Origin of the sequence: Cognatishimia sp. MH4019 (assembly GCF_020177595.1) — a bacterium.
Taxonomy (GTDB): domain Bacteria; phylum Pseudomonadota; class Alphaproteobacteria; order Rhodobacterales; family Rhodobacteraceae; genus JAHTBL01.
In genome coordinates this window covers 351,879-373,782 of record NZ_JAHTBL010000001.1, presented here as the reverse complement: position 1 = coordinate 373,782, position 21,904 = coordinate 351,879, and the positions used below count along the sequence as shown (strand labels likewise).

Below are 21,904 nucleotides of genomic sequence, written 5' to 3'. Positions count from 1 at the left end.
AGCGCAACGACAAACGCCCCGCAATACTGTCGCAGGGCGCTCAAAAAAATGTGGAGTTAGCCGTAAAAGCGGGACCGGGTCAGCCACAGCCAGTGACATCGGTGATAGACCCACGCATAGGAACGCTCGCGCAGTTGCTTTTGCGTCAGGTGCAAACGCCATGGGCCGAACGAAAAATCGCCACTCGCACGCACCTTTGCAGACTCTTCAAAGGCCAGATCGACGACCGAATAAGCGTGCCGATCCCCCAACCGCCATTCGAGACGGTTGAATTGGCATTGGCGCAGCCGTGCAGAATTCCCCCAGATGCGAACGCTGATCCCGTCTACAAAGTCGATCCGTTCAATCTGCCCGGGTGTCACGACCGGAAAGAGATATCCCTCCACATAGCCGCCGACGCTGCGCAAAAAGACCGCGACGCTGAGGAATAATGATATGACGAGTATCTTAACCAAGGACGAACCCTCCCTTAATCGCGTAAGCTACGGCGGACATGATCCAAGCGCCCAGGATAAGACGGACCAGCCATTTCTGAGTATCTTCGATCCCGCTCAGACGGGTTTCGACATTGATACGATGCACCTCATCGACAGCGCCTTTGGTCTCAAGAGCATGCAGACGCGCATCTATGGCGCGTAGAATTTCAGGATCCATTCGGACCTCCTTTTCGCGAAGAGCGTTATGGTGCGCGACGTTGAATCCGCCAGTGCTCTAAGGCGGCGTTATGCGTGGGTGACAGCGCAGATAACGCAACCGAAGCGTCTGATCCGGTAGCGGCGCTGCCGGGGGTGCGGTCGCTCAGCTTGGCCAGCTTCGCCTGTGTCTCGATCACCGCTGGCACTTGGGCCAACGTGGCGGCGATGCTGCGCTGAAAGGCGTGGCCTTTGACCTGATGCCGCGCACCGAAGTAAAACGACACAATCGCGCCCAATAGCCACCAAAGCGGTTCTGGGACCAATGCGATGCCGGTCATCCGCGAGGCGAACCAGATCGGGTCGATCATCGCGGCCACGAAAAGACCCAACGTACCAAAGGCCAAAGCCGGGCGCGGCAAACGGTTGAGACCGTCAACAAGGCGATCGAACCGGCCTTGGCGCGCAACGGTAAATTCCGCACCGAATTGCGCCATCGCGGCTTCGCGCAGGTCTGCGCCCCGTTGCGCCGATTTCTCGGCGTTTTCGCGAAACACTTCTGCGGTTTCCCGCACGACATTGCCTGATCCGAAGACCAGACCGAATAGACGGTCGATCAATCCCATGCGGAAACCCTTTCGCGATGCTGTGCTGCGCTGAAGTGATATTGCGGGGCCATGAATTCCTCGGCCCGGGTGATCCAGCCGCCCTTGCCACCATCCCGCCGGCGCGCATATTTGCGGCTGGCACGGCGACGGTCGGCCAATGCGTAATAGTAATTGCGCCGTGCGATGCCGTAAGCATCTGCTAGGTGGTGCGGGGCAGCCTTGGCCGCACGGGCTGCCGCCTCAAGCGATTTCGGCCCCAGCACGCCATCGACGGCGACCGGAAAGCCCATCTGGCCCAGAAGACGCTGCAGGATTTTCACCGCATTGGCGCCTGCGTTGACATACATGTCGAAGACGCTCGAATGGAGGGTCTCGGGCAATTGCGCGATCTGCGGGCGGATGAAGTAATGCTCTACGAAAATCCCGATGGCTTGGTCACGGCTGAGCTGTTTCACGTCTGCCGTCGTGATCGACCCGTCACCATCCAGATCCAGCCCAAGGCGGCGCATGGTGTGAATGGTCACGCCAAAATTTGTCGCCCCGCCGGGATCGTCCGGGTCGTTAACATAGCCGCCCTCGCGGGCGACAATCTCTGTCGCGATGTCTTGAACCGATTGCATGATGTGCCCCCTCGTCTTGCTGGGACAAACCTCATGGCAATTGGTTAATTCGTGACGACCTCACCGTCCGGTGCCACATACATGCCCTGCTCTTTCAGCGCATCGGTGACCTCTTTGGGCATATAGGTCTCGTCATGGCGGGCCAGAATTTCGGTCGCCTGAAAGGTGCCGTCAACGAATGAGCCAGTGCCGACCATGCCTTCGCCCTCACCAAAAAGGTCAGGCAGTACGCCGGTAAAGGCGACGGGGACGGATTCGTTCGTGTCGGTAACCATAAACGTGATCGTCTCACCCTCACCGCGCAGCAGCGTGCCTTCCTCGACAAGCCCACCGATGCGGAAGACCTCATTGGGGGGTGGCGGCGCTTCGGCCACTTCAGTCGGCGTGCGGAAGAACTGGAACGCGTCCTGACTGGCATACCACATCATGCCCGTGGCGCCGATGAGCGCCACAAAAGCCAGAACAATCACCTGAATGCGTCGTTGTTTTTTAAGTCCGCGCATAAGCCTTTATGGAAACACCGGAGCCAACATCAACCCCGCCGTCTCTTCCTCTCCCAACATCAAATTGGCATTCTGAAGCGCCTGCCCTGACGATCCTTTCGTCAAGTTATCCAACGCCGCGATAACAATCGCACGGCCTTCGATCCGGTCACCCGTCACACCAACATGACAGAAATTAGACCCTCTCACGTGCCGCGTCGAGGGGTGCGCGCCAAAAGGAAGCACCTCGATGAAGGGCTCGTCGTTATAGGCGGCCTGCAAGGTCTCGTGAATGACCTGTGCATCGCCTTTGACATAGACTGTCGCGAGGATGCCGCGATTGGCTGGGATTAGGTGCGGCGTGAACTGAACCTTGACTGGCCGGCCCGCCAACGCACTGAATTCTTGATCAAATTCTGCAAGATGACGGTGTGTTCCGCCAACGGCATAAGCATGGCCACCCTCGGACAGTTCGGCATGAAGCAGGTTTTCCTTCAAAGACCGCCCCGCCCCGCTGACGCCGGTTTTCAGGTCAATGATGATCTCGTCGAGGTCGATCACTTTTGCTTCAATCAAGGGCCGCAGCGCATATTGCCCCGTCGCGGCGTTGCAGCCCGTGCCCGCTACCAGCCGAGCGGTCTCGACCTGGTCGCGGTAAAACTCGGTCAACCCATAGACGGCCTCTGATTGCAAATCGAGCGCAGCATGGTCTTTTCCATACCAGCGGGCATATTCCTCTGGATCGCGCAGCCGGAAGTCGGCGGACAGGTCCACGACCTTTATATCACCCGGCAGCGTCCGGATGACCGCTTGCGAGGTCGCATGGGGCAGTGCGCAAAACACCAAATTGGCGCGATTAAAGTCGATCTCGTCGATCTTTTGCAGCTTGGGCAGGTCCAGATGGCGGAGATGCGGGAACACGTCCCCCATCGCCATGCCAGCCTTACGGTCTGCCGACATCGCAACGATGTTTAGCGACGGATGGGTGGCGATCAGCCGGACCAATTCAGCCCCGGTATAACCGCTGGCTCCTAAAATGATGACATTATGGCTCATGATAAACCCTTTCTTGCGGGCGATTTAGACAAAGTTTCGATGTGCCGCAATCAGGCGGCTTCAAACTCGATCTTTCGTCGCAAGAACTGCGTCGCACGGGTCGAAACGCGCGCGGGGTCTCCGGTCGTCAAAAAGCACGACCGCGTGCCAGAGCCCAACATGTTCGGATGCCGGTCAAGATAATCCGCAAGGCTTTCAGCAACCAGACTGGCTTGCGAATAGACATTCACATCTGCGCCCAGCGCATCCTGAAAGACCTGCTGCATCAGCGGATAATGCGTGCAGCCCAAAATAGCCGCCTCGGGCACCGGCATCTTGCGTTTGAGCGCGTCCACATGGCTGCGCACCAAGGCGTCCGCAAGGATCATATCGCCATCTTCAATCGCATCGACCACACCACCACAGGCTTGCGCCTCAACGTCGACGCCAATCGCCCGGAAAGCCAACTCGCGCTGAAACGCGCGGCTTGAAACTGTCGCAGGCGTGGCAAACAAGGCCACATGTTTGACAGCCACTTCGCGCGGCGGAGAGTTGTCGCCCCATTGACGTTCCGTCAGCGCCTCGATCAGCGGCACAAAAACACCAAGCACGCGCTTGTCGGACGGAATCCAGCTTTCCTGCATCCGCCGTAATGCAGCCGCCGACGCGGTATTGCACGCCAGAATGACAAGGTTGCAGCCTTCGTCCCAGAGCCGCTCGACCGCGGCAGTGGTCAGATTGAAGATATCGTCGGCATCGCGCACCCCGTAAGGCGCATGGGCGCTGTCGCCGAAATAGACAAGCGGCACATCGGGCAGCCGCTCGGCCACCGCATCCAGTACGGTCAACCCGCCCAGACCACTATCGAAAATTCCAACCGCCATTGGAGTTGCCTATCCTTGTGCCTTATACCGCGCTTCAAACTCGAACCCGCGCGCAAGCGGGTTGATCGGCGTCGGCGACAACTCATACGTGGCTTTGCGCAGATAATCCATCATCGCTTTGGGGTCTTTTCGGCGCGCCTTCAGCGCCTCTGCCGGCAAGGGCTTGCCGACCACCAGTTTCACCGGTTCATCAACCCGCGCTTTGAACTCTTTGATCAGCAGGCCCAACCGCAGCGTGTTGTGCATATGGCTGGCGATCTGAAAGAGGCGCGAGGTGTGCCCTTCAAAGAAAATCGGCACCACGGTGGCGTTGGATTTGGCTACCATCTTGGCTGTGAAGGACCTCCATCCGGGGTCCATCGGCGCCGCAAAGGGCTTGGCCGCGGTCGAAACCGTACCACCGGGAAAGACGCCAATGGCACCGCCACCTGCCAAATACTCCAGCGCAATCTTGCGGGTCTTAAGGTTGAGCGCCAGCGCTTCCCTGTCCCCATCAAAGCTGACGGGAAGCACGATGCGGTTCAACTCTTCGGCCTTCTTGAAGACATTGTTGGCGAGAATTCGAAAATCACCGCGCACTTGGCTCAGGATATGGCCCATCATGAGACCATCAAGAATGCCGTAGGGATGATTGGCGATCAGGATCAGCGGGCCGTGCTTGGGAATGGTCTCCAGGGCGCCGCCGGTCACCTCAAGGCTGAGGCCATACCGCTCAACCATCACCGCCCAGAAGTCCTTTCCGGCAGCGACCTCATTTTCGTAGCCTTCGGCGCGTTTAATCAAACGCATGCGGCCTGTCACATTCTCCATCATACGGATGACCGTGCGTCCGCCGCGTGTTCGCGCCGAACTGGCATAGCTGATTTCGCGTGTGGCCTGCCTCATGCTCATGAGGGCTATATACGCAGGCCAACCGTCCCAATCCAGCTTTTCCAGCGCGACCTTATTCCGCAGCGATAGGCGTGCTTTGCGGACCCGCATCAAATGCGGCAAGAAGGGCCTCGCGCGTTTTGGCCGCCTTATGTGCATTGACCTCTTTGATCGGGCCGAAACCCCGGATCGACAAGGGCAGCTCTGCGATTTGCACGGCGATGTCGCGATTACTTTCCGATAGCCCAGCCAAGAGCCGTTTCATGTCACGCTCATAGTCTTTGATCAAACGTCGTTCCATCTTGCGCTCGGCAGTGTAGCCAAAAAGATCAAACGGAGTGCCGCGCAGCCATTTCAGCTTGGAGAGCGGCCCATATGCCTTTGAAATCCAAGGCCCGAAGGCGCGTTTCTTGGGACGACCATCAGGACCAGTCCGGCTCAGAAGCGGTGGCGCAAGATGATAGGTAAAACGCAAGTCGCCGTCGAACTGCGCGCGCGCCTTATCTTCAGAAGACCGGAGCAGTCGCGCGACCTCATATTCATCCTTATAGGCCAGCAACTTGTGATAGCCCTTCGCGACGGCCTCCTTCAGCGCTGGATCATCGAATTGACCCACCAGCTTCCGGTAGCGTTTTGCCAAGCGCTTGCCCTGATAGGCCACCAGATGATCGGCGCGGAAGGCGATCTGCTCGTCCAGCGTCTTGGGCAGTTCCAGCACAGACGGCGCGGTCATCCGCGCAGCCTCTTCCGGGTGCACCACCGCCCAGCGCCCCATTTCAAAGGCGCGCTTGTTGCGTTCAGCCGCTGCCCCGTTCAGTTCAATCGCACGGGTGATTGCGTCATGGGCGACGGGGATCAATCCGCGCTGCCAACATGCACCCAGCACCATCATGTTCGAAAAGATGGAATCCCCCAGCAGCACCTTGGACAGGTCCGACGCGTCAAAGAGCGTCAGATCATCTTTCAAACGCCGCTCCAATGCGAGGGACAGATCATCGGTCGGGATGCGAAACTCCGTATCGCGCGTGAAATCGCCGGTGATAATCTCGTGGCTGTTAACCACAGCACCGGTCTTGCCGCTGCGCAACAGACCGATGGTTTTGGCTCCGGCACTCACCACCAGATCGCCCCCGATCAGCGTATCGCATTCCCCGGTTGAGACACGGATCGCGCTGATATCCTCGGGCCGGTTGGCAAGCCGCAGATGGATATGCACCGCCCCACCTTTCTGTGCGAGGCCTGCCATCTCGATCATGCCCGCGCCCTTGCCATCCAGATGCGCGGCCATCGCCAGCACAGCACCGATGGTCACAACACCCGTGCCGCCGACCCCTGTCATGACGATGTTATGGGTTCCATTGATCGCAGGCAGCGTCGGGTCTGGCAGATCGGGCAAATTGAACTCGGCGGCGGCTTCTTTTTTCACAGTTGCGCCTTCGACCGTGACGAACGATGGGCAGAACCCGTTCACACAGCTGAAATCCTTGTTGCAAGAAGACTGATCAATTGCCCGCTTGCGGCCCAGTTCTGTCTCGACCGGCACAATCGACACGCAGTTCGACTGCACCCCGCAATCTCCGCAACCCTCGCAAACATCGGTGTTGATAAAGACGCGCTTGTCGGGGTCCGGAAAGGTGCCGCGTTTGCGGCGACGGCGCTTCTCTGCAGCGCAGGTCTGCACGTAAACGATCACCGACACGCCTTTGATCTTGCTGAAGGCCTCTTGCACCTCGCCCAGCGCGGCGCGCTCGTGGAACGCGACACCGGACGGAAAGGCTTTGAGGTCCACATCCTCTTTCTCGTCATAGACGACGGCGACATCCGTGACACCCATCGCCAGCACTTCGCGCACGATCTGCGGCGCGGTCAGGTCACCGTCATTGCCCTGCCCGCCGGTCATGGCCACCGCGTCATTGTAAAGGATCTTGTAGGTGATCGTGGTGCCGGCCATTAACGCGGCCCGGATCGCCTGCACGCCGGAATGGTTATACGTGCCGTCTCCGAGGTTCTGGAAAATATGCTCCCGGTTTGAAAACGGTGCCTCGCCCACCCAGTTCACGCCCTCGCCGCCCATATGCGTAAAGCCCGACGTGTCCCGATCCATCCAAAGCGCCATGATATGACACCCGATCCCGGCAGAGGCGCGGCTCCCCTCCGGCACCTTTGTCGAAGTGTTATGCGGACAACCCGAACAGAAATATGGCAGCCGGGTTGCCAACTCGTCAGCGTTATCCGCGCGGCGCGCCTCATCCAGACGGGCCAGCCCCGCGCGGATACCATCCGTCTCGCGGCCTTCTTCCAACAGGATGTCGCCAATTTTCTCGGCAATCAGAATGGGATCAAGCGCGCCGTGGGTCGGAAACAGCTCTTCGCTCTGTCCGCCCTTGTACCAGCCGTAAACGCGCCGCCCGCGCCGGTCGTCAAAGATCGCCTCCTTGACCTGCACTTCGATCAGCTTGCGCTTTTCCTCGACCACCACAATCAGATCGAGCCCTTCGGCCCAATCGTGAAAGCCCTTGCGATCCATCGGGAAGGTTTGACCGATTTTATAGGAGGTCAGCCCGAGCCGTTCGGCCTCGGCCTCATCAATGTTGAGCAGCGAGAACGCATGCACCAGATCGAGCCAGTTCTTACCTGCGGCCACAAACCCGATCTTGGCCCCCGGCTTGCCCCAGACCCGCTTGTCGATCTTGTTGGCATGGCTGAACGCCTCTGCCGCGAAACGCTTGTAGTTGATCATGCGCTGCTCTTGCGGGACCCAGTGATCGCCGAGGCGGATGTTCAAACCACCCTCGGGCATCTCGAACTGAGGTGTCACAAACGACATCCGATCCGCGCGGCCATCGACCACGGATGTAACCTCCACCGTGTCCTTCATCAGCTTCAACCCAGCCCAAACACCGGCAAAGCGCGACAGTTGGAACCCGTAAAGCCCGTAGTCGAGAATTTCCTGAACGCCTGCGGGCGACAGTACCGGAATATAGGCGTCGACCATCGCCCAATCGCTTTGATGACAGGTGGTCGAGCTTTCGCCGGTATGGTCGTCCCCCATCGCCATCAGCACACCACCATGAGGGGACGAGCCCGCCATGTTGGCGTGGCGCATCACATCGCCAGACCGATCCACGCCGGGGCCTTTGCCATACCAAAGTCCGAAGACCCCGTCATACTTCCCTTCACCTCGCAGCTCTGCCTGTTGCGATCCCCAAAGCGCAGTCGCCGCCAGATCCTCGTTCAAGCCCAACTGAAAGGTGACCTGATGCTCGGCCAAGTCCTTTTCCGCGCGCATCATCTGCATGTCGACCGCCCCAAGCGGAGATCCGCGATAGCCTGTGACATAGCCGGCCGTATTCAGCCCGGCGGCCTTGTCGCGCAGATGCTGCATCATCATCAAACGCACCAACGCTTGCGTCCCGTTCAACAGGACCGGCGATTTCTCCAGATCGTATTTGTCGTGCAGGCTGATATCTTGCTTACTCATGTCGATCCTCCCAGACGAGATAAGTGGCTCTCTTTAATATAGGTCAAAAACCCTGACCTTTAAACCCTCTTTTTCCCCCTTCCCCTCTGCAGTGCAGAAAAGATAAGTTAGCGCCAACAGCCGCAGGGGAAGATCAAAGATGGATTGGGACAAGCTCAGGATTTTCCACGCAGTTGCGGATGCCGGATCGCTGACCCATGCAGGCGACACGCTGCATCTGTCGCAATCCGCCGTCAGCCGCCAGATCCGCGCGTTGGAAGAATCGCTGAATACGACGCTTTTTCACCGTCATGCCCGCGGCCTGATTCTGACCGAGCAAGGCGAGTTGCTGTTCGATGCGACCGCCGCCATGTCCAAGCGTCTTGATGCGGCCTCTGCCCGGATCAAAGACAGCGAGGAAGAAGTTTTCGGTGAGCTGAAAGTGACCACCACCACCGGCTTCGGTTCGCTTTGGTTGGCCCCGCGCCTACCCGCCTTGTTTGAGAAATATCCTGATCTCAAGATAGATCTGATGCTGGAAGAACATGTTCTCGATCTGCCCATGCGCGAGGCCGATGTGGCGATACGGATGAAAGAGCCATCCCAGGCCGACCTGATCCGCAAGAAGCTGATGACGGTAAAAATGAAGCTCTTTGCATCGCCCGAATACCTCTCCACACGACCTGCGCCAGAGAAGATCGAAGATATTGCCCAGCACCGGCTGATTTGCCAATCGCCCTCCTCTGCTCAAGTGGCAGCGGGTGCCACGCTGGTACAACATCTGATGACCTATGACATTCCGTCGCTGCTGACCGTGAACAATTATTTCGGTGCGCTCCAGGGTGTGCTGCACAATCTCGGCATTGGTGTGCTGCCGGATTACGTGACCGAGGATTTCCCGGATCTGGTCCCGGTTCTGCCAGAGCTGGAAAGCGCAGACGTGCCGGTCTTTCTTGCCTATCCCGAGGAGTTGCGCCAATCGCAACGGATTGCCGCCTTCCGCGACTTTGTGCAGGACGAGATTTTTGCCCACCGCAAAAGGATGCGTGCGGCGCGCGGAGAATAGCCGGTCTGGCAAAGATCCGCGCAAACCGGCACATCCGTATCGGAACCAATCGCGCCGCCGAAGGTTTCACGTGTGAGGATCAACAACGTGAAAGGATATGCCATGCGTATCGCATCCCTGCTCTTCGCCGTCTGTGCCTTGGCCGCCTGTGAAACCGTCGAAGGCGCTGGACAAGACATCTCTACTGCGGGCGACGTTATCTCGCAGGAAAGCCGCGAAGTGCAGTCTCAGTTCTGATCTTATTTAGGATATAAGTTTTAACAGGCGTAAAGGCTGTTCTCGGCCTTTGCGTTTGTAATACTGTACGGCTTTCAAATTATCGGCACGAACAATCGCAATACCGCACTACCCAGCAGTGCCCCATAGCCGATAACAAGGCACAGCTCGTCAATCCGCCGCCAATCGCTCACATCGCGATCTTGTTTGTCGACGACAATCTCACGCACCTTTTGCTTAAAACTATCGGGCGTCTCAGCCAATAGATCGCGCACTTCCTTCAGGCGCTTGCGGCGGTTGTTCAGCGACCAGACCGGCACTGCCAAAACCGCGATGCCCAGCAAGGTCATCAGATTGAGCCACCAATGCGCCTCTTGCGGGGTCATCACACAGCGACAGCCGACACCACATCTTCAGATGCACCGGACGACGCGCTTACAAAAGCAGTCTCATCGAATTCCGAGCCTGAAAAGCCAAGCAACATATGCCCGTCACAGGCCTGTACATAGCGCATCACCGTATCCCAGTTGGGCAAACCGCCCGTAGGCGCTTCCAACCGCGAGATCATCGGCTGCGTCAGGGTTGATCGGGCCTCGATATCCTTTTGCGTCAGCTGCTTTTCCTTGCGCAATGCGCGCAGCGCCAACGCCAGCTTGCGTTTGAACTCATGCGTCTCACCGCCTGCCACTACGTCAGGGCGGCGGCTGCGCACCCGGTTCCTAAAACTTGTCGTCGCCATGGGCTGCCTCCCAACTTGGATGTATCAGTCCGAGATGTCTCTCGGCCTTGCGCCGCGCTGCCTCGCACGGGTGGTCTTTGCTGCGTACCAGGCCATGCACGATGCAAGGCCAAGGCGGGTCTTTTGCAATCTGAAGCGACACAGCCAGCCTCAAATGCGCACAGCGCGGGATTTCAATCGCATAGATTTCATAGCGATCTGCTAACAATCCGCACCGCTCGGTCAGATCAGGGTCGTTCAGCTCAAGCTCTTCGAGCAGCAAATCCACACCCAGCATACATTGCGTGGACGGCGCATCGAACTCCGCCAGGACCTCTGCAAGATAGGCCGCAACAGGTTCCACAGCACGTCTCACGCCGAAGCCTCTTCCCGATCACATAGCTTATATACCATTTGCGGCATATAACTTCAAGGGTATACCCCTATCATCCATGCGTCTAGCGCATACCGGCTATGCCTCGATTCTGGGCAACCCGCTCTTGCCCGATTCACAAACCGCCCCTAAATGCAGCATCGAAGGCGCACAATTGAGCGCTTTCATACCTCCCTGTTGGACTTCGGCCGAGCTTATGCTCGGCCTTTTTTTTTGAGTATGCGCCTTAAGCTCGGTCAGCCAAGAGCCGATTTCGGCAAATGCAACGCATAGCGCAAGCCATCAGACGCATAATCCATGGTCACCTCAGCCTCCAACGACATCCGCGGCAGAGAGCTTAGAACCTCGCCCCCAAATCCAGACCGCTCCGGCGGAGTCACAGCGGGGCCACCGCTTTCTTGCCAAGCCAGATCGACCTGCCCGTCCGCGACGCGCCACTCCAAAGCGATGCGTCCGTCACGGGTTGAAAGGGCCCCATATTTTACAGCGTTCGTCAAAAGCTCGTGCAGCACCATCCCAAAAACCTGTCCCGCGCTTTGAGACAACTCTAACTCCGGTCCGCTCACGGTCAGCCGTTTGCCGGTTACCGACTGAAACGGCTTGCTTTGCTCGCGTACAATTCCAGCCAGATCAAAGACAGATCCCCGCCCCTCGACGACCGCATCCTGATTGCGCGCCAACACCATCAGACGTTCGTTCAGCTTGTCGGCAAACTCTTCTGGCGGGCAGTGACGCTTCATTTGGCGGGCAATCCCGGCAATCACTGCGATCAGGTTCTTGGTCCGATGGTTCAACTCGCCGATCAGCACATCGTTCTGCTGCTCTGCAATCTTCGCAGCAGTGATATCGACAACTGCGAAAATACCGGAGACTGGCGCATCGCCTTCAAAGCTCACTTGCTTGCGGGCGTTGAGCCAGCGCAGCGCCCCGTCGGGACGCAGAATACGGTGCGTCAGATCCATGACATTCGCATGCTCGGGTGCCAGCAGATCATCAAGCTCATGGGCGATCCCGCTCCAATCATCGGGATGAATACGGGAATGAAACTCAGCGCGCGGGATGTCCTCGCCTGCGGTAAAGCCAAAGATATCAGCCGAAAGCGCATCAAGCCGGACGGTGTCGGCCCGGTAATCAACCTTTCCCAGACCCACGCGCGCCACCTGCAAGCCCACTTCCATCTCGGACGGGGACAGATGTCCGTAATTCAAATCTTGATCTTGCGACATCCCCGCTCCCAGAACCGCAGCATTAAGCGCTTTTCTAAAGCCCGGGTCAGCATACAGCAACCGTCAGTGACGTAGGTATGTCCTATGACATAGCATGGAAAAAATTCTGGCAGGGCCTTTTGAAGAACCGTGAAACGCCATAAGTCGCGTGCATGGACAGTTGCGTCGAATCTACCATGATCCTGCCTTTCAGCCTTTTCTGGCTGGGCGCCCTCGTGACTATTCTGATGATCCGGCGCGCCAACAACTTTTCAATTAAAGAGACGGTTCGAGCCGCCATCGGCATGCGCGGCTACAAGCGAACCGGCGCAATAACTGCGGGGCAATTACTGACACTAACCGTTCCCTTGGGCCTGTGGCTTGTGCTGATCCAAGCCTGTCGGGCCTGACAAAAAACAGGACCTGCGCTGCGCAGATCCCGTTTTAATCGAAATTAGGTAAGGCGCTTACTCCGCCGGTGTCTGCATCCGCGCCAATCGTTCCAATGCGCCGTCTCGCGACAAAGCCGATTTCGGCCCACCCTGCTTGCGACGCTTCTCCGTCTCGCGGGCGTTGATATAGCCGAAGACGGCCACAAAACCCAAAGTGCCGAAAGTCAGTAGTCCAAGTCCGAAGTCCATGTCATTTCCTTTCGTGCTGATGTGGTAATGACAGGGATACGCGAGTTTCCAGAAAGCAGATCAAAGAATTTTCAGGAATTTCTTTTATTTTCAATGGCATACTTACGTATACCACAGCGTCTATCGCAAATTTGGTAAAGATGACGCTGGGTTAGCCAACGATCATGTCAGCGCATCACGACGATGATCGTAACGAATAATGCAGCCAGACCAACAATGCCGAACTGCGCGGCAAAGAGGCTTAGTAAGAACAAAAGCGCCAGCACACCGCCCACAACGGCGATCTGAGCGCGCGCTGACAGGTGGGCTATGTCTTCCTCCACCCTGGCTCCGGTTTTGCCCGGCCAGAGCGCACCGATCAGGGCCGCCGCCACGCGTCGGCACCGGCGCGCCAAAGGCACAAGCATAGTGTCTTGATCTGCAGCCATCAGGCGCTCTCCTCCACGTCATAGCCTAGCACCGCGCGGCGCGGCATCGCAATGCTGCCCCCCCTTCCCCCGCGCGCGCCCTTGCCCTAAGAACCTTCGCAACTGCCGACCTTGGGGAATCCACCATGCAAGAGCCTGCCATCTCGCCCGATCTCATCGCTGCTCACGGGCTGAGCCCCGATGAGTATGACCGCATCCTTGAGATCATCGGACGAGAGCCTTCATTTACGGAGCTTGGTATCTTCTCCGCCATGTGGAACGAGCATTGCTCTTATAAGTCCTCCAAGAAATGGCTGCGCACCCTGCCCACAGACGGCCCCCAAGTAATCTGCGGTCCAGGTGAGAATGCGGGCGTTGTCGATATCGGCGATGGTCAGGCCGTGGTCTTCAAGATGGAAAGCCACAACCACCCCTCCTACATCGAACCCTACCAAGGGGCGGCCACCGGCGTCGGTGGCATCCTACGCGACGTCTTCACCATGGGCGCGCGGCCCATCGCGGCGATGAATGCCTTGTCTTTTGGCGAACCGGATCACCCAAAGACCCGCCAGCTTGTGAACGGCGTGGTCGAGGGCATCGGCGGCTACGGCAATTGTTTCGGCGTCCCCAATGTCGGCGGCGAGGTTCGCTTTCACGCCGCCTATAACGGCAACTGCCTCGTCAACGCCTTCGCCGCGGGCCTCGCAGATGCAGACAAGATTTTCTACTCCGCGGCTTCCGGCGTCGGCATGCCTGTCGTCTATCTGGGTGCCAAAACCGGCCGTGACGGCGTCGGCGGCGCAACCATGGCCTCTGCCGAGTTCGACGACACGATCGAAGCAAAACGCCCCACCGTTCAAGTCGGTGACCCCTTCACCGAAAAGCGCCTGATGGAGGCCACGCTTGAGCTGATGCAAACCGGTGCCGTGATCTCGATCCAAGACATGGGCGCGGCGGGCCTCACCTGCTCTGCCGTGGAAATGGGCGACAAGGGCAACCTTGGCGTCCGGCTGAACCTCAACGACGTCCCCGTCCGCGAAGACGCGATGACGGCCTACGAGATGATGCTCTCGGAATCGCAAGAACGCATGCTTATGGTTCTCAAACCCGAGCTTGAGGCCGAAGCTAAAGCCGTCTTCGACAAGTGGGACCTCGACTTCGCTATTGTCGGCGAAACCATCGCCGAGGATCGCTTTATCATTATGCATGACGGCGAAATGAAAGCTGACCTGCCCCTCAAGGCACTCTCCGGCACCGCGCCCGAATATGACCGCCCATGGGTTGAAGCCCCGCAAGCCGATTCGCTGGGCGATATCCCGGAAATCGACCCCATCGACGGCCTCAAAGTGCTGCTATCCTCGCCCAACTATGCAGCCAAGCAATGGGTTTATGAGCAATACGACCACATGGTCATGGCCGACACCGCCCGCGCGCCGGGCTTCGGCTCGGGCATCGTGCGCGTCCACGGCACCGAAAAAGCGTTGGCCTTCACGTCCGACGTCACCCCGCGCTACGTCAAAGCCAACCCGTTCGAGGGCGGCAAGCAGGCCGTAGCCGAAGCATACCGCAATCTCACCGCCGTGGGCGCGACCCCCCTCGCCACGACCGACAACCTCAACTTCGGCAACCCCGAAAAGCCCGAAATCATGGGCCAGTTTGTGGGTGCGATCAAAGGCATCGGCGAAGCCGTCGCAGCCCTCGATATGCCCATCGTCTCCGGCAACGTCTCGCTTTACAATGAAACCGACGGCAAAGGTATCCTGCCCACCCCCACCATCGGCGCCGTGGGCCTTCTGGCCAATGAGGCCGAGATGATCTGCGACACCGTCCGCGACGGCCATGTTGCCCTGCTGATCGGCGACACAACAGGCCATCTGGGCCAATCCGCCCTCCTGGCCGAGGTGTTCAACCGCGAGGACGGCGACGCGCCCCATGTCGATCTGGACGCGGAAAAGCGCAACGGGGACTTTATCCGCGCCAATCGCGATCTGATCAAGGCATGCACCGATCTGGCCGATGGCGGCCTTGCGCTGGCCGCGTTTGAGCTGGCCGAGGAAGCAGGTGTGGGCGTCCAACTTGACGCCGCTGATACACCGACCCTGTTCGGTGAAGACCAAGCCCGCTACCTGATCGCGTGTAATTTCGACCAAGCCGAGGCCCTGATGATAAACGCGGCGCAAGTCGGCGTCCCCGTCACCTCTGTCGGGCGCTTTACCGGAGACAGTGTAAAAATCGGCAATTCCGAGGCCCCGCTGGCCGAGCTGAGCCAGCTTTTCCGAACGTCCTTCGCCGTCGCCGTCGCCTGAGCGCTTGCGCCATCCCGGCGCGCGCCCTAGTTTTCTGTTATCACCAACGATCCGGAGCCATCCATGCCCATCACCGCCCACGAGATCGAAACCCTTCTTCGGGAGAGCTTCCCTGACGCGCAAATCACCGTGCAGGGCGATGACGGTGCGCATTACGCCGCCGAGGTGATCGACGCCTCCTTCAAAGGCCAAAACCGCGTGCAACAGCAACGCGCGGTCTACGCAGCGCTCAAGGGCAAGATGGATGGCAATAACGGCGAACTGCACGCCTTGGCGCTTACCACAAAGGCCCCCGATTAAATGGACCTGGCGGTCATCATAGGCCTTTTGATCGCCATCGTGATCGTCACCGGTATCACCGCCGCACGCGCCATTCGCGCCGATAATGCCGCAGACCGCGGCCTTGAACCCGGCGACGGAGATCATATCATAGACGTGAATTATTCCTCCGGCCTCGGAGGACAGCAAAGCCAGATTCGCGTCCCCCGCGACCCGCAGGAATACGCAAAAACCTTTGTCCCGCAGGACAGAAAACCCAAGGAAAAATCATGAGCGACGCCGCCACCCAGATCAAAGAGACCGTGACCGCCAATGACGTGGTGCTCTTCATGAAAGGCACCAAGTCGATGCCGCAATGCGGATTTTCCAGCCGCGTGGCCGGTGTGCTGAACTTCATGGGCGTTGATTATGCCGATGTGAACGTGCTTGCCGATGATAACCTGCGCCAAGGCATCAAAGACTACTCCGACTGGCCCACGATCCCGCAGCTTTATGTCAAAGGCGAGTTCGTCGGTGGCTGCGATATCATCACCGAGATGACGCTCTCGGGCGAGCTGGACACGCTTTTTGCGGAAAACGGCGTCGGCTTCGACAAAGACGCGGCTGACAAGATCCGCGAAGCCAACGCTTAAGCGTCATCCCGGGCTCGACCCGGGACCTCTTTCCAATAGAACCCCACGTCCCGGGCTTGACCCGGGACCTCGCCGAAAGAGGCAACGTGCCTCCCGCGAAGAGGCCCCGGATCATGTCCGGGGCGCCGGCCCGGTTGAAAAACAACCCACCAAACTGCCAGCAAGATACCGCCTCCCGGCCAAAAATCTGTGATAAGCTCCTCGCTGCCTCTCACAGATCAAGGACAGTCCGATGAAGTTACACCGCGTGACCGAACAACTGGATGTCAACGACGCAGATCTCTCCGCATCCCGTTTCAACAACGCCAATCTGTCTGGCTGCACCTTTAACCAGATTGAGTTCTCCGGCATTCGGATCAATAACAGCAACATGTCCGGCATTCTCGTCCATGACGTGAACCTCTCCGGCGCGGTCTTGCGTGATGCGAACCTCTCAGGGCTTCACATCACCGATTGCAATCTGAAGGGCGTCCTGCTCGACGGCATCCCGCTGCAGGACCTGCAGGATGCCTATCGTCGGGAAAAGGCCCGCGAGGGGTAAGCTCTGCGGCGTCGAAGACGGCTACCCCAGCTTTTCGTTCACCGACGCCGCAACCGCTTCGGCACGCGCGGCCAACTCGGCCATTGTTTCTTCGACCTGAGGCGGGATAACGGGAACTTCGATCTTCTCAGGCTCTGGCGCCGGACGGTTCAGCGCCTCTGACAGCTGCTTTTCCAAGGCCGCGACGCGGGTCTCCAGCTCTTCCTTTTCGGCACCAAACCCGTGCGCCTGATCTTCCAGCCCGGCGGTCTTGTCGGCCAGCATCAGCCCCGCCATCAGCAGCATCTGGCTTTCCGGCATACGTCCGATCTGGCTGGTCAGCACCGATGCCTCAATATCAAGCAATTTTGCGGCGGATTTCAGGTAAGCCTCTTCACCGTCCTGACAGGCGACATTGAAGCTGCGCCCTCCGATTTCCACATCGACAGAAGCCATCACGCGCCCTCCTTCATCAGCGGTGCCAATTCGTCCAGAATAACATCCACCTCAGCGGCGTCTGCGGCTTGCACGGCGCGCAGCGCTTCAAGTTCCGTCAGCATCGCCTTGTTGATCAAATGCGGCTCGGCCAGCCCTTCGGCATTGGCCTCGCGCAGCTTGGCAACCGCATCACGCAGCTGACCGTTTACTTGACGAAGGTGATGTAACTCCTTGTCAATTTTCGAAATTTTCTCTGCCTGTGCAGCGAGGGCCTCACTTTGTCCAGCCACTTCGCCGTCCTGACGGTCTTTCAATGTGCGAATACGCTCTTCCAATTGGGCGTTGGCGGTTTTCTCGTCCTCAAGCTGAGCGCGCAGTCCCGCAAGCTCGGCCTCCAGGCCACTAGTCTCTGGTGCTGCGGAGGGCTTGGACAAAGCCTCAACCCCCGCTCCTATCTTCTCAAGTGCCGCACTGATGCGGCGCTCGTATTCGGCAAGGTCGCTCATGGTGTCAGGCCCCTTCTGCTCTGGTCCTCATACGTCGTCGGCGCGTTGGCCGAATCAAACCCGTTCCGGTTGTTATCCAAGTGTAACGCACCGCACGCGATTTTGCCCATCCTTTGCGAACAAGGGCTTACGGGACGGCATTAAAGTGCCAGCCGTCACGGCTTGAACTTCGCCGCTTGGCTGGTAAACCCCGTGCATCTGTTACTGTCGCCAAAGGACATCCCACCCGTGGACATTTCTGCCCTGCGCGCCGCGCACCCCGATCATTGGTCCAAAGCTGCCGCAATCCGCGCGCTGACGCTGGATGCCATTCACGCGGCCAATTCCGGCCATTCCGGCATGCCCATGGGCATGGCCGATGTCGCGACGGTTCTCTTTGAAAAACATCTGAAATTTGACGCTAAGGCTCCTGACTGGCCAGACCGCGACCGGTTCATTCTATCCGCTGGCCACGGCTCGATGTTGATCTATTCCTTGCTGCATCTGACCGGCTACGAGGACATGACGCTCGACCAGATCAAGAACTTTCGCCAGTGGGGCGCGATCACAGCAGGTCACCCGGAATATGGCCACGCCAAGGGTGTCGAGACGACGACCGGCCCGCTGGGTCAAGGCATCGCCAATTCGGTCGGCTTTGCCATGGCCGAAGAGATTCAGCGCGCGATGTATGGCAAGAAGATCGTGGATCACTACACCTACTGCATCGCCGGTGACGGCTGCCTGATGGAAGGTGTCAGCCAGGAAGCCATCGCGTTGGCCGGGCGCCAGGAGCTGAGCAAGCTGATTGTGTTCTGGGACAACAACAACATCACAATCGACGGCACGGTTGAGCTGTCGGATCGCACCGATCAGGTGATGCGCTTCAAAGCGTCCGGCTGGAACGTGATCGAGATTGACGGGCATGATCCCGTTGAGATCGACGACGCCATCACTAAGGCCAAGAAGTCGGGCCGCAAGCCCACGATGATTGCGTGCAAAACGCATATCGCTCTGGGCTCATCTGCGCAGGACACCTCCAAAGGGCATGGCGCGCTGACCGATGAAAAACTGATCGCCGATGCGAAGGACGCCTATGGCTGGACCACCGGCCCGTTCGAAGTTCCGGCAGAGACGAAGACGGCTTGGGAAGCGATTGGGTCGCGAGGCGCTGAGGATCGCGCAGCTTGGGAGGACCGCCTGGCTGGTATCTCCAAAAGCAAGCGCGAGCAGTTCGAACGCGCTTATGCGCTGGACACGCCGAAGAAACTGAGCGCTGTGGTCAAAGCGCTGAAAAAGCAGGTGAGCGAGAGCGCTCCGAAGGTCGCGACGCGCAAGTCCTCGGAAATGGTGCTGGAAGTAATCAACCCGATCCTGCCGGAAACCGTGGGCGGCTCGGCCGACCTGACCGGATCGAACAACACCAAAACGGCTGATCTGGGTGTGTTTGATCCCGAAAACCGTGGTGGGCGCTTCGTGCATTACGGCATCCGTGAGCATGGCATGGCGGCGGCAATGAATGGCATGGTGCTGCATGGCGGGATGCGCCCCTACTCAGGCACATTCATGTGCTTTACTGACTACGCACGCCCTGCGATGCGCCTGTCCGCGTTGATGAAAGTGCCGACGGTTTATGTGATGACACATGACAGCATCGGTCTGGGCGAAGATGGCCCAACCCACCAGCCGGTCGAGCATCTGGCGATGCTGCGCGCGACGCCCAACATGAACGTGTTCCGCCCTTGCGACACGGTCGAAACAGCCGAGGCCTGGGAGCTGGCTTTCACGTCCAAAGAAACTCCGTCAGTGCTGTCGCTGACCCGTCAGGGCCTGCCGACGCTGCGGACCGAGCATAAGACCAAGAACATGGTCGCCCAGGGGGCCTATGTGCTGGCCGATGCCGAAGGCAAACGTCAGGCGCTTTTGATGGCGACCGGGTCCGAAGTCGAGATCGCGATGGCCGCGCGGGATATCCTGCAAGCCGAAGGGATCGGCACGCGGGTCGTGTCGATGCCCTGCTGGGAGCTGTTCGAGGAGCAGGACGAAAGCTATCGCAAGCGCGTGTTGCCCGGTGGTCCGGTGCGTGTGGCGGTCGAGGCAGCCATTCGATTTGGCTGGGATCGCTGGCTTTACGGTGAGCGCGGCAAGCGCGAGAAATCAGGCTTCGTTGGCATGCATGATTTTGGTGCATCCGCTCCGGCAGAGGTGCTTTACGAGCAGTTCGGCATCACTGCACAGGCGGTCGCTGATAAGGCTAAGTCCCTGATCAGGTAAATCGCATCTTGTGGCGAGCAGAATAGGGCCGACGCATCCCGCGTTGGCCCTTTTTGTTGCTCGATTCTAACGTGTTTCTTGGACAAAAAAAACCGCACCTCTTTCCAAGGCGCGGTTTTACGTCATGCTTTGAAGACTGTTTTAGCTGTCAAGCTTCTCGACGACATTGTCAGCGAACGCGTTGATCATCAACGTATAAAACTCTTCGCTGCTCGTCATACGATATTGCACATCTTCGCCCGCCAACATGGGCTCAATCTGACGTGCGGAAACACTCAAAGTGTAGTCCATGTCGCCGTAGTTACCCTCGACATCGATATCCACGTCACCAACCAATTTCGAGCTGTCGATATCGACCTGTGTCTCGAACATGTTGGCCAGTTCCAGCTCATCGATGTCGACGCTGATCGTGGCACCGTCTTCGGCGATACGGTTGACCAAGCGTTCAATGATAGCTGTCTCCAGGTCCTGCGTCAGGGTTGCCAAATGCGCAGCCGCATCAAGGTCCTGGATCGCTGTCAAGTCGGCCTCTACGTTCACGTCACTCACCATCGTCGCAGCACCAGCTGTCGCTGCAGAGAGGGAAAGAATTGCGGCGGTCGTCAGCATCATCTTTTTCATAACGTCATTCCTTTTCGTCTAAGCCCCGCAGATGCGAGACATGTGACGATTAACGAACCATTCGATGCAAAGTTCCGAACTGATCTTTAAATGCCCTTTTTTAAGCACGCGAAGCGATGCGAGCCCAAAGCGGCACGATCAAATTGGTTACCAGCGGGATCAGGCCAAAGCCAATGGCCAACCCAAGCAGCCCGTCCAGCGTAGCGACGACCAGCCAGTTGACGAAACCTTTTGCGCCGTCCACCCCTGCGGCAACCGCTTTTGCAGCGCCTTTGATGACAGTCTCGATCCCATCAAGACCCAGAACCGCGAGGGAATGCACGATAATATTGCCCCCCACCCAGAGCATGGCCGCCGTCCCAATAATCATCAGCAATTTCAGAACCTTCGGCATCCCCTTAACGATACCGCGTCCAATCTTGCGGGTCAGGCCAAGCCGCCCTTCGGCGCTCATCAGCAGGCCCAGATCATCGGCTTTGACGATCAATGCGACAGAGCCATAGACAGCCAGCGTGATACCAATGGCCACGGTGGCGAGCGTCGCCGCTTCGAACCAGAAGGTGCTGGCGGGGATTGCCGCAAGGGCAATGGTCATGATCTCGGCCGAGAGGATGAAATCGGTCTTGATCGCTCCTTTGACCTTCTCTTCTTCCAGATGCGCCGGGTCGCCCACGTCTTCGACGCCGTGGTCCAATTCGTCATGAGGAAAGAGCCAGTGATGCACTTTCTCGGCGCCCTCGAAACACAAGTAAGCGCCACCAAGGATCAGCAGGATTGGGATCGCCCAAGGGGCAAAGGTGTTCAGCGCCATACCAGCAGGCAAGAGAAAAACGAGCTTGTTGAAAAGCGAGGCGCGCGCGATTTTCCAGATGATTGGCAACTCTCGGGCAGGATCGAAGCCTTGCACGTATTTTGGCGTGACGGCAGCATCGTCAATCACGGCCCCAGCCGCTTTGGAGCCTGACTTTAGTGCTTGCGCCGCCACATCGTCGACAGATGCCGCCGCGACCTTTGCGATCCCCGCCACATCATCCAAAAGCGCCAGAAGTCCACTCATGATACCTGCCCTCACCCGTTTTGTTGTGCGGTCTGTGCTGTGTGTCGAATCGACCGC

The 21,904-nt window shown here is 58.5% G+C and carries 28 protein-coding genes; 9 read left to right on the top strand and 19 right to left on the bottom strand.

The features are described from left to right. Positions 1 to 56 precede the first annotated feature (56 nt). Genes KUW67_RS01815 through KUW67_RS01775 form a run of 9 tightly spaced genes read right to left on the bottom strand, consistent with a single transcriptional unit; the run spans position 57 to position 8,612 of the window. A complete protein-coding gene (locus tag KUW67_RS01815; protein ID WP_224823552.1) occupies positions 57 to 455 on the bottom strand; it encodes a hypothetical protein in 399 nt (132 codons plus the stop codon). Further along, positions 448 to 654 carry a hemolysin XhlA family protein gene (locus tag KUW67_RS01810; protein WP_224823551.1) on the bottom strand — a complete coding sequence of 69 codons (207 nt, stop codon included), beginning with the start codon at positions 652 to 654 and terminating at the stop codon, positions 448 to 450. The genes KUW67_RS01815 and KUW67_RS01810 overlap by 8 nt, the downstream gene beginning before the upstream one ends. Positions 655 to 679: 25 nt before the next feature. Then, positions 680 to 1,258 (bottom strand): holin family protein, encoded by a 579-nt coding sequence (locus KUW67_RS01805; RefSeq protein WP_224823550.1) that lies wholly within the window; start codon positions 1,256 to 1,258, stop codon positions 680 to 682. Continuing rightward, positions 1,249 to 1,860, bottom strand: coding sequence for a holin-associated N-acetylmuramidase (locus KUW67_RS01800; RefSeq protein WP_224823549.1), 612 nt, complete (start codon positions 1,858 to 1,860; stop codon positions 1,249 to 1,251). The genes KUW67_RS01805 and KUW67_RS01800 overlap by 10 nt, the downstream gene beginning before the upstream one ends. Positions 1,861 to 1,904: 44 nt before the next feature. Then, the gene (ccmE, locus tag KUW67_RS01795; protein ID WP_224823548.1) at positions 1,905 to 2,363 is read right to left on the bottom strand and encodes a cytochrome c maturation protein CcmE; all 459 of its coding nucleotides are present in this window, start codon (positions 2,361 to 2,363) and stop codon (positions 1,905 to 1,907) included. A gap of 6 nt (positions 2,364 to 2,369) precedes the next feature. Beyond that, entirely contained in the window at positions 2,370 to 3,398 is a 1,029-nt protein-coding gene (gene argC, locus KUW67_RS01790) for an N-acetyl-gamma-glutamyl-phosphate reductase (protein WP_224823547.1), read from the bottom strand. A gap of 50 nt (positions 3,399 to 3,448) precedes the next feature. After that, a complete protein-coding gene (locus KUW67_RS01785; RefSeq protein ID WP_224823546.1) occupies positions 3,449 to 4,261 on the bottom strand; it encodes a glutamate racemase in 813 nt (270 codons plus the stop codon). 9 nt (positions 4,262 to 4,270) lie between these two features. After that, positions 4,271 to 5,146 (bottom strand): lysophospholipid acyltransferase family protein, encoded by an 876-nt coding sequence (locus KUW67_RS01780; RefSeq protein WP_224823545.1) that lies wholly within the window; start codon positions 5,144 to 5,146, stop codon positions 4,271 to 4,273. A 58-nt stretch (positions 5,147 to 5,204) separates the two neighbouring features. After that, positions 5,205 to 8,612 carry an indolepyruvate ferredoxin oxidoreductase family protein gene (locus KUW67_RS01775; RefSeq protein WP_224823544.1) on the bottom strand — a complete coding sequence of 1,136 codons (3,408 nt, stop codon included), beginning with the start codon at positions 8,610 to 8,612 and terminating at the stop codon, positions 5,205 to 5,207. 139 nt (positions 8,613 to 8,751) lie between these two features. Between KUW67_RS01775 and KUW67_RS01770 the strand changes: the two genes are divergently transcribed. After that, a complete protein-coding gene (locus KUW67_RS01770; RefSeq protein ID WP_224823543.1) occupies positions 8,752 to 9,657 on the top strand; it encodes a LysR family transcriptional regulator in 906 nt (301 codons plus the stop codon). Positions 9,658 to 9,759: 102 nt separating this feature from the next. After that, positions 9,760 to 9,894 carry an entericidin A/B family lipoprotein gene (locus tag KUW67_RS01765; protein ID WP_224823542.1) on the top strand — a complete coding sequence of 45 codons (135 nt, stop codon included), beginning with the start codon at positions 9,760 to 9,762 and terminating at the stop codon, positions 9,892 to 9,894. A 74-nt stretch (positions 9,895 to 9,968) separates the two neighbouring features. Here KUW67_RS01765 and KUW67_RS01760 read toward each other — a convergent pair whose 3' ends face one another. The 4 genes from KUW67_RS01760 to KUW67_RS01745 form a co-directional block, all read right to left on the bottom strand. After that, the gene (locus tag KUW67_RS01760; RefSeq protein WP_224823541.1) at positions 9,969 to 10,259 is read right to left on the bottom strand and encodes a hypothetical protein; all 291 of its coding nucleotides are present in this window, start codon (positions 10,257 to 10,259) and stop codon (positions 9,969 to 9,971) included. Next, complete coding sequence (locus tag KUW67_RS01755; RefSeq protein ID WP_224823540.1) at positions 10,259 to 10,612, bottom strand: XRE family transcriptional regulator; 354 nt, start codon at positions 10,610 to 10,612, stop codon at positions 10,259 to 10,261. Before KUW67_RS01755 ends, KUW67_RS01760 begins: the two co-directional genes overlap by 1 nt. Then, entirely contained in the window at positions 10,593 to 10,967 is a 375-nt protein-coding gene (locus KUW67_RS01750; protein WP_224823539.1) for a hypothetical protein, read from the bottom strand. The genes KUW67_RS01755 and KUW67_RS01750 overlap by 20 nt, the downstream gene beginning before the upstream one ends. Positions 10,968 to 11,221: 254 nt before the next feature. Continuing rightward, the gene (locus KUW67_RS01745; protein ID WP_224823538.1) at positions 11,222 to 12,211 is read right to left on the bottom strand and encodes a sensor histidine kinase; all 990 of its coding nucleotides are present in this window, start codon (positions 12,209 to 12,211) and stop codon (positions 11,222 to 11,224) included. Positions 12,212 to 12,387: 176 nt separating this feature from the next. Between KUW67_RS01745 and KUW67_RS01740 the strand changes: the two genes are divergently transcribed. Next, positions 12,388 to 12,600 carry a hypothetical protein gene (locus KUW67_RS01740; protein WP_224823537.1) on the top strand — a complete coding sequence of 71 codons (213 nt, stop codon included), beginning with the start codon at positions 12,388 to 12,390 and terminating at the stop codon, positions 12,598 to 12,600. A gap of 57 nt (positions 12,601 to 12,657) precedes the next feature. On the opposite strand, the gene KUW67_RS01735 is transcribed toward KUW67_RS01740, so the two are convergent. Beyond that, positions 12,658 to 12,831 carry a hypothetical protein gene (locus tag KUW67_RS01735; protein ID WP_224823536.1) on the bottom strand — a complete coding sequence of 58 codons (174 nt, stop codon included), beginning with the start codon at positions 12,829 to 12,831 and terminating at the stop codon, positions 12,658 to 12,660. A gap of 167 nt (positions 12,832 to 12,998) precedes the next feature. Next, positions 12,999 to 13,259: a hypothetical protein gene (locus KUW67_RS01730; protein ID WP_224823535.1), complete on the bottom strand. Its 261-nt coding sequence runs from the start codon at positions 13,257 to 13,259 to the stop codon at positions 12,999 to 13,001. A 125-nt stretch (positions 13,260 to 13,384) separates the two neighbouring features. Here KUW67_RS01730 and purL point away from each other — a divergent pair, with 125 nt between their 5' ends. The 5 genes from purL (at position 13,385) to KUW67_RS01705 (ending at position 16,996) form a co-directional block, all read left to right on the top strand. Next, complete coding sequence (gene purL, locus KUW67_RS01725) at positions 13,385 to 15,544, top strand: phosphoribosylformylglycinamidine synthase subunit PurL (RefSeq protein WP_224823534.1); 2,160 nt, start codon at positions 13,385 to 13,387, stop codon at positions 15,542 to 15,544. Positions 15,545 to 15,607: 63 nt separating this feature from the next. After that, complete coding sequence (locus KUW67_RS01720; RefSeq protein WP_224823533.1) at positions 15,608 to 15,844, top strand: BolA/IbaG family iron-sulfur metabolism protein; 237 nt, start codon at positions 15,608 to 15,610, stop codon at positions 15,842 to 15,844. Between the two features lie 27 nt (positions 15,845 to 15,871). After that, a complete protein-coding gene (locus tag KUW67_RS01715; RefSeq protein ID WP_224823532.1) occupies positions 15,872 to 16,096 on the top strand; it encodes a hypothetical protein in 225 nt (74 codons plus the stop codon). Beyond that, positions 16,093 to 16,455: a Grx4 family monothiol glutaredoxin gene (gene grxD, locus KUW67_RS01710; RefSeq protein ID WP_224823531.1), complete on the top strand. Its 363-nt coding sequence runs from the start codon at positions 16,093 to 16,095 to the stop codon at positions 16,453 to 16,455. Before KUW67_RS01715 ends, grxD begins: the two co-directional genes overlap by 4 nt. A 232-nt stretch (positions 16,456 to 16,687) precedes the next feature. After that, positions 16,688 to 16,996, top strand: a complete 309-nt coding sequence (locus KUW67_RS01705) for a pentapeptide repeat-containing protein (RefSeq protein WP_224823530.1) — start codon at positions 16,688 to 16,690, stop codon at positions 16,994 to 16,996. 21 nt (positions 16,997 to 17,017) lie between these two features. On the opposite strand, the gene KUW67_RS01700 is transcribed toward KUW67_RS01705, so the two are convergent. Next, entirely contained in the window at positions 17,018 to 17,431 is a 414-nt protein-coding gene (locus tag KUW67_RS01700; RefSeq protein WP_224823529.1) for a cell division protein ZapA, read from the bottom strand. Beyond that, positions 17,431 to 17,919, bottom strand: a complete 489-nt coding sequence (locus KUW67_RS01695; RefSeq protein WP_224823528.1) for a hypothetical protein — start codon at positions 17,917 to 17,919, stop codon at positions 17,431 to 17,433. Before KUW67_RS01695 ends, KUW67_RS01700 begins: the two co-directional genes overlap by 1 nt. Positions 17,920 to 18,147: 228 nt before the next feature. Between KUW67_RS01695 and tkt the strand changes: the two genes are divergently transcribed. Further along, positions 18,148 to 20,169 carry a transketolase gene (tkt, locus tag KUW67_RS01690; protein ID WP_224823527.1) on the top strand — a complete coding sequence of 674 codons (2,022 nt, stop codon included), beginning with the start codon at positions 18,148 to 18,150 and terminating at the stop codon, positions 20,167 to 20,169. Positions 20,170 to 20,310: 141 nt separating this feature from the next. Here tkt and KUW67_RS01685 read toward each other — a convergent pair whose 3' ends face one another. Together KUW67_RS01685 and KUW67_RS01680 are read right to left on the bottom strand one after the other, a co-directional pair. After that, positions 20,311 to 20,790: a hypothetical protein gene (locus KUW67_RS01685; protein ID WP_224823526.1), complete on the bottom strand. Its 480-nt coding sequence runs from the start codon at positions 20,788 to 20,790 to the stop codon at positions 20,311 to 20,313. A 100-nt stretch (positions 20,791 to 20,890) separates the two neighbouring features. Next, positions 20,891 to 21,847 carry a DUF808 domain-containing protein gene (locus KUW67_RS01680; RefSeq protein ID WP_224823525.1) on the bottom strand — a complete coding sequence of 319 codons (957 nt, stop codon included), beginning with the start codon at positions 21,845 to 21,847 and terminating at the stop codon, positions 20,891 to 20,893. Positions 21,848 to 21,904 lie beyond the last annotated feature (57 nt).

Excerpts from the sequence above, each read along its gene's own strand:
- purL (WP_224823534.1), top strand. The coding sequence starts at position 13,385 with ATGCAAGAGCCTGCCATCTCGCCCGATCTCATCGCTGCTCACGGGCTG.
- KUW67_RS01775 (WP_224823544.1), bottom strand. The coding sequence starts at position 8,612 with ATGAGTAAGCAAGATATCAGCCTGCACGACAAATACGATCTGGAGAAA.
- KUW67_RS01685 (WP_224823526.1), bottom strand. The coding sequence starts at position 20,790 with ATGAAAAAGATGATGCTGACGACCGCCGCAATTCTTTCCCTCTCTGCA.
- KUW67_RS01765 (WP_224823542.1), top strand. The coding sequence starts at position 9,760 with ATGCGTATCGCATCCCTGCTCTTCGCCGTCTGTGCCTTGGCCGCCTGT.
- KUW67_RS01730 (WP_224823535.1), bottom strand. The coding sequence starts at position 13,259 with ATGGCTGCAGATCAAGACACTATGCTTGTGCCTTTGGCGCGCCGGTGC.
- KUW67_RS01780 (WP_224823545.1), bottom strand. The coding sequence starts at position 5,146 with ATGAGGCAGGCCACACGCGAAATCAGCTATGCCAGTTCGGCGCGAACA.
- KUW67_RS01700 (WP_224823529.1), bottom strand. The coding sequence starts at position 17,431 with ATGGCTTCTGTCGATGTGGAAATCGGAGGGCGCAGCTTCAATGTCGCC.
- argC (WP_224823547.1), bottom strand. The coding sequence starts at position 3,398 with ATGAGCCATAATGTCATCATTTTAGGAGCCAGCGGTTATACCGGGGCT.
- KUW67_RS01800 (WP_224823549.1), bottom strand. The coding sequence starts at position 1,860 with ATGCAATCGGTTCAAGACATCGCGACAGAGATTGTCGCCCGCGAGGGC.
- KUW67_RS01745 (WP_224823538.1), bottom strand. The coding sequence starts at position 12,211 with ATGTCGCAAGATCAAGATTTGAATTACGGACATCTGTCCCCGTCCGAG.
- KUW67_RS01755 (WP_224823540.1), bottom strand. The coding sequence starts at position 10,612 with ATGGCGACGACAAGTTTTAGGAACCGGGTGCGCAGCCGCCGCCCTGAC.
- KUW67_RS01810 (WP_224823551.1), bottom strand. The coding sequence starts at position 654 with ATGGATCCTGAAATTCTACGCGCCATAGATGCGCGTCTGCATGCTCTT.
- KUW67_RS01770 (WP_224823543.1), top strand. The coding sequence starts at position 8,752 with ATGGATTGGGACAAGCTCAGGATTTTCCACGCAGTTGCGGATGCCGGA.
- ccmE (WP_224823548.1), bottom strand. The coding sequence starts at position 2,363 with ATGCGCGGACTTAAAAAACAACGACGCATTCAGGTGATTGTTCTGGCT.
- KUW67_RS01735 (WP_224823536.1), bottom strand. The coding sequence starts at position 12,831 with ATGGACTTCGGACTTGGACTACTGACTTTCGGCACTTTGGGTTTTGTG.
- KUW67_RS01705 (WP_224823530.1), top strand. The coding sequence starts at position 16,688 with ATGAAGTTACACCGCGTGACCGAACAACTGGATGTCAACGACGCAGAT.
- KUW67_RS01785 (WP_224823546.1), bottom strand. The coding sequence starts at position 4,261 with ATGGCGGTTGGAATTTTCGATAGTGGTCTGGGCGGGTTGACCGTACTG.
- grxD (WP_224823531.1), top strand. The coding sequence starts at position 16,093 with ATGAGCGACGCCGCCACCCAGATCAAAGAGACCGTGACCGCCAATGAC.
- KUW67_RS01695 (WP_224823528.1), bottom strand. The coding sequence starts at position 17,919 with ATGAGCGACCTTGCCGAATACGAGCGCCGCATCAGTGCGGCACTTGAG.
- KUW67_RS01805 (WP_224823550.1), bottom strand. The coding sequence starts at position 1,258 with ATGGGATTGATCGACCGTCTATTCGGTCTGGTCTTCGGATCAGGCAAT.
- KUW67_RS01680 (WP_224823525.1), bottom strand. The coding sequence starts at position 21,847 with ATGAGTGGACTTCTGGCGCTTTTGGATGATGTGGCGGGGATCGCAAAG.
- KUW67_RS01760 (WP_224823541.1), bottom strand. The coding sequence starts at position 10,259 with ATGACCCCGCAAGAGGCGCATTGGTGGCTCAATCTGATGACCTTGCTG.
- KUW67_RS01740 (WP_224823537.1), top strand. The coding sequence starts at position 12,388 with ATGATCCTGCCTTTCAGCCTTTTCTGGCTGGGCGCCCTCGTGACTATT.
- KUW67_RS01720 (WP_224823533.1), top strand. The coding sequence starts at position 15,608 with ATGCCCATCACCGCCCACGAGATCGAAACCCTTCTTCGGGAGAGCTTC.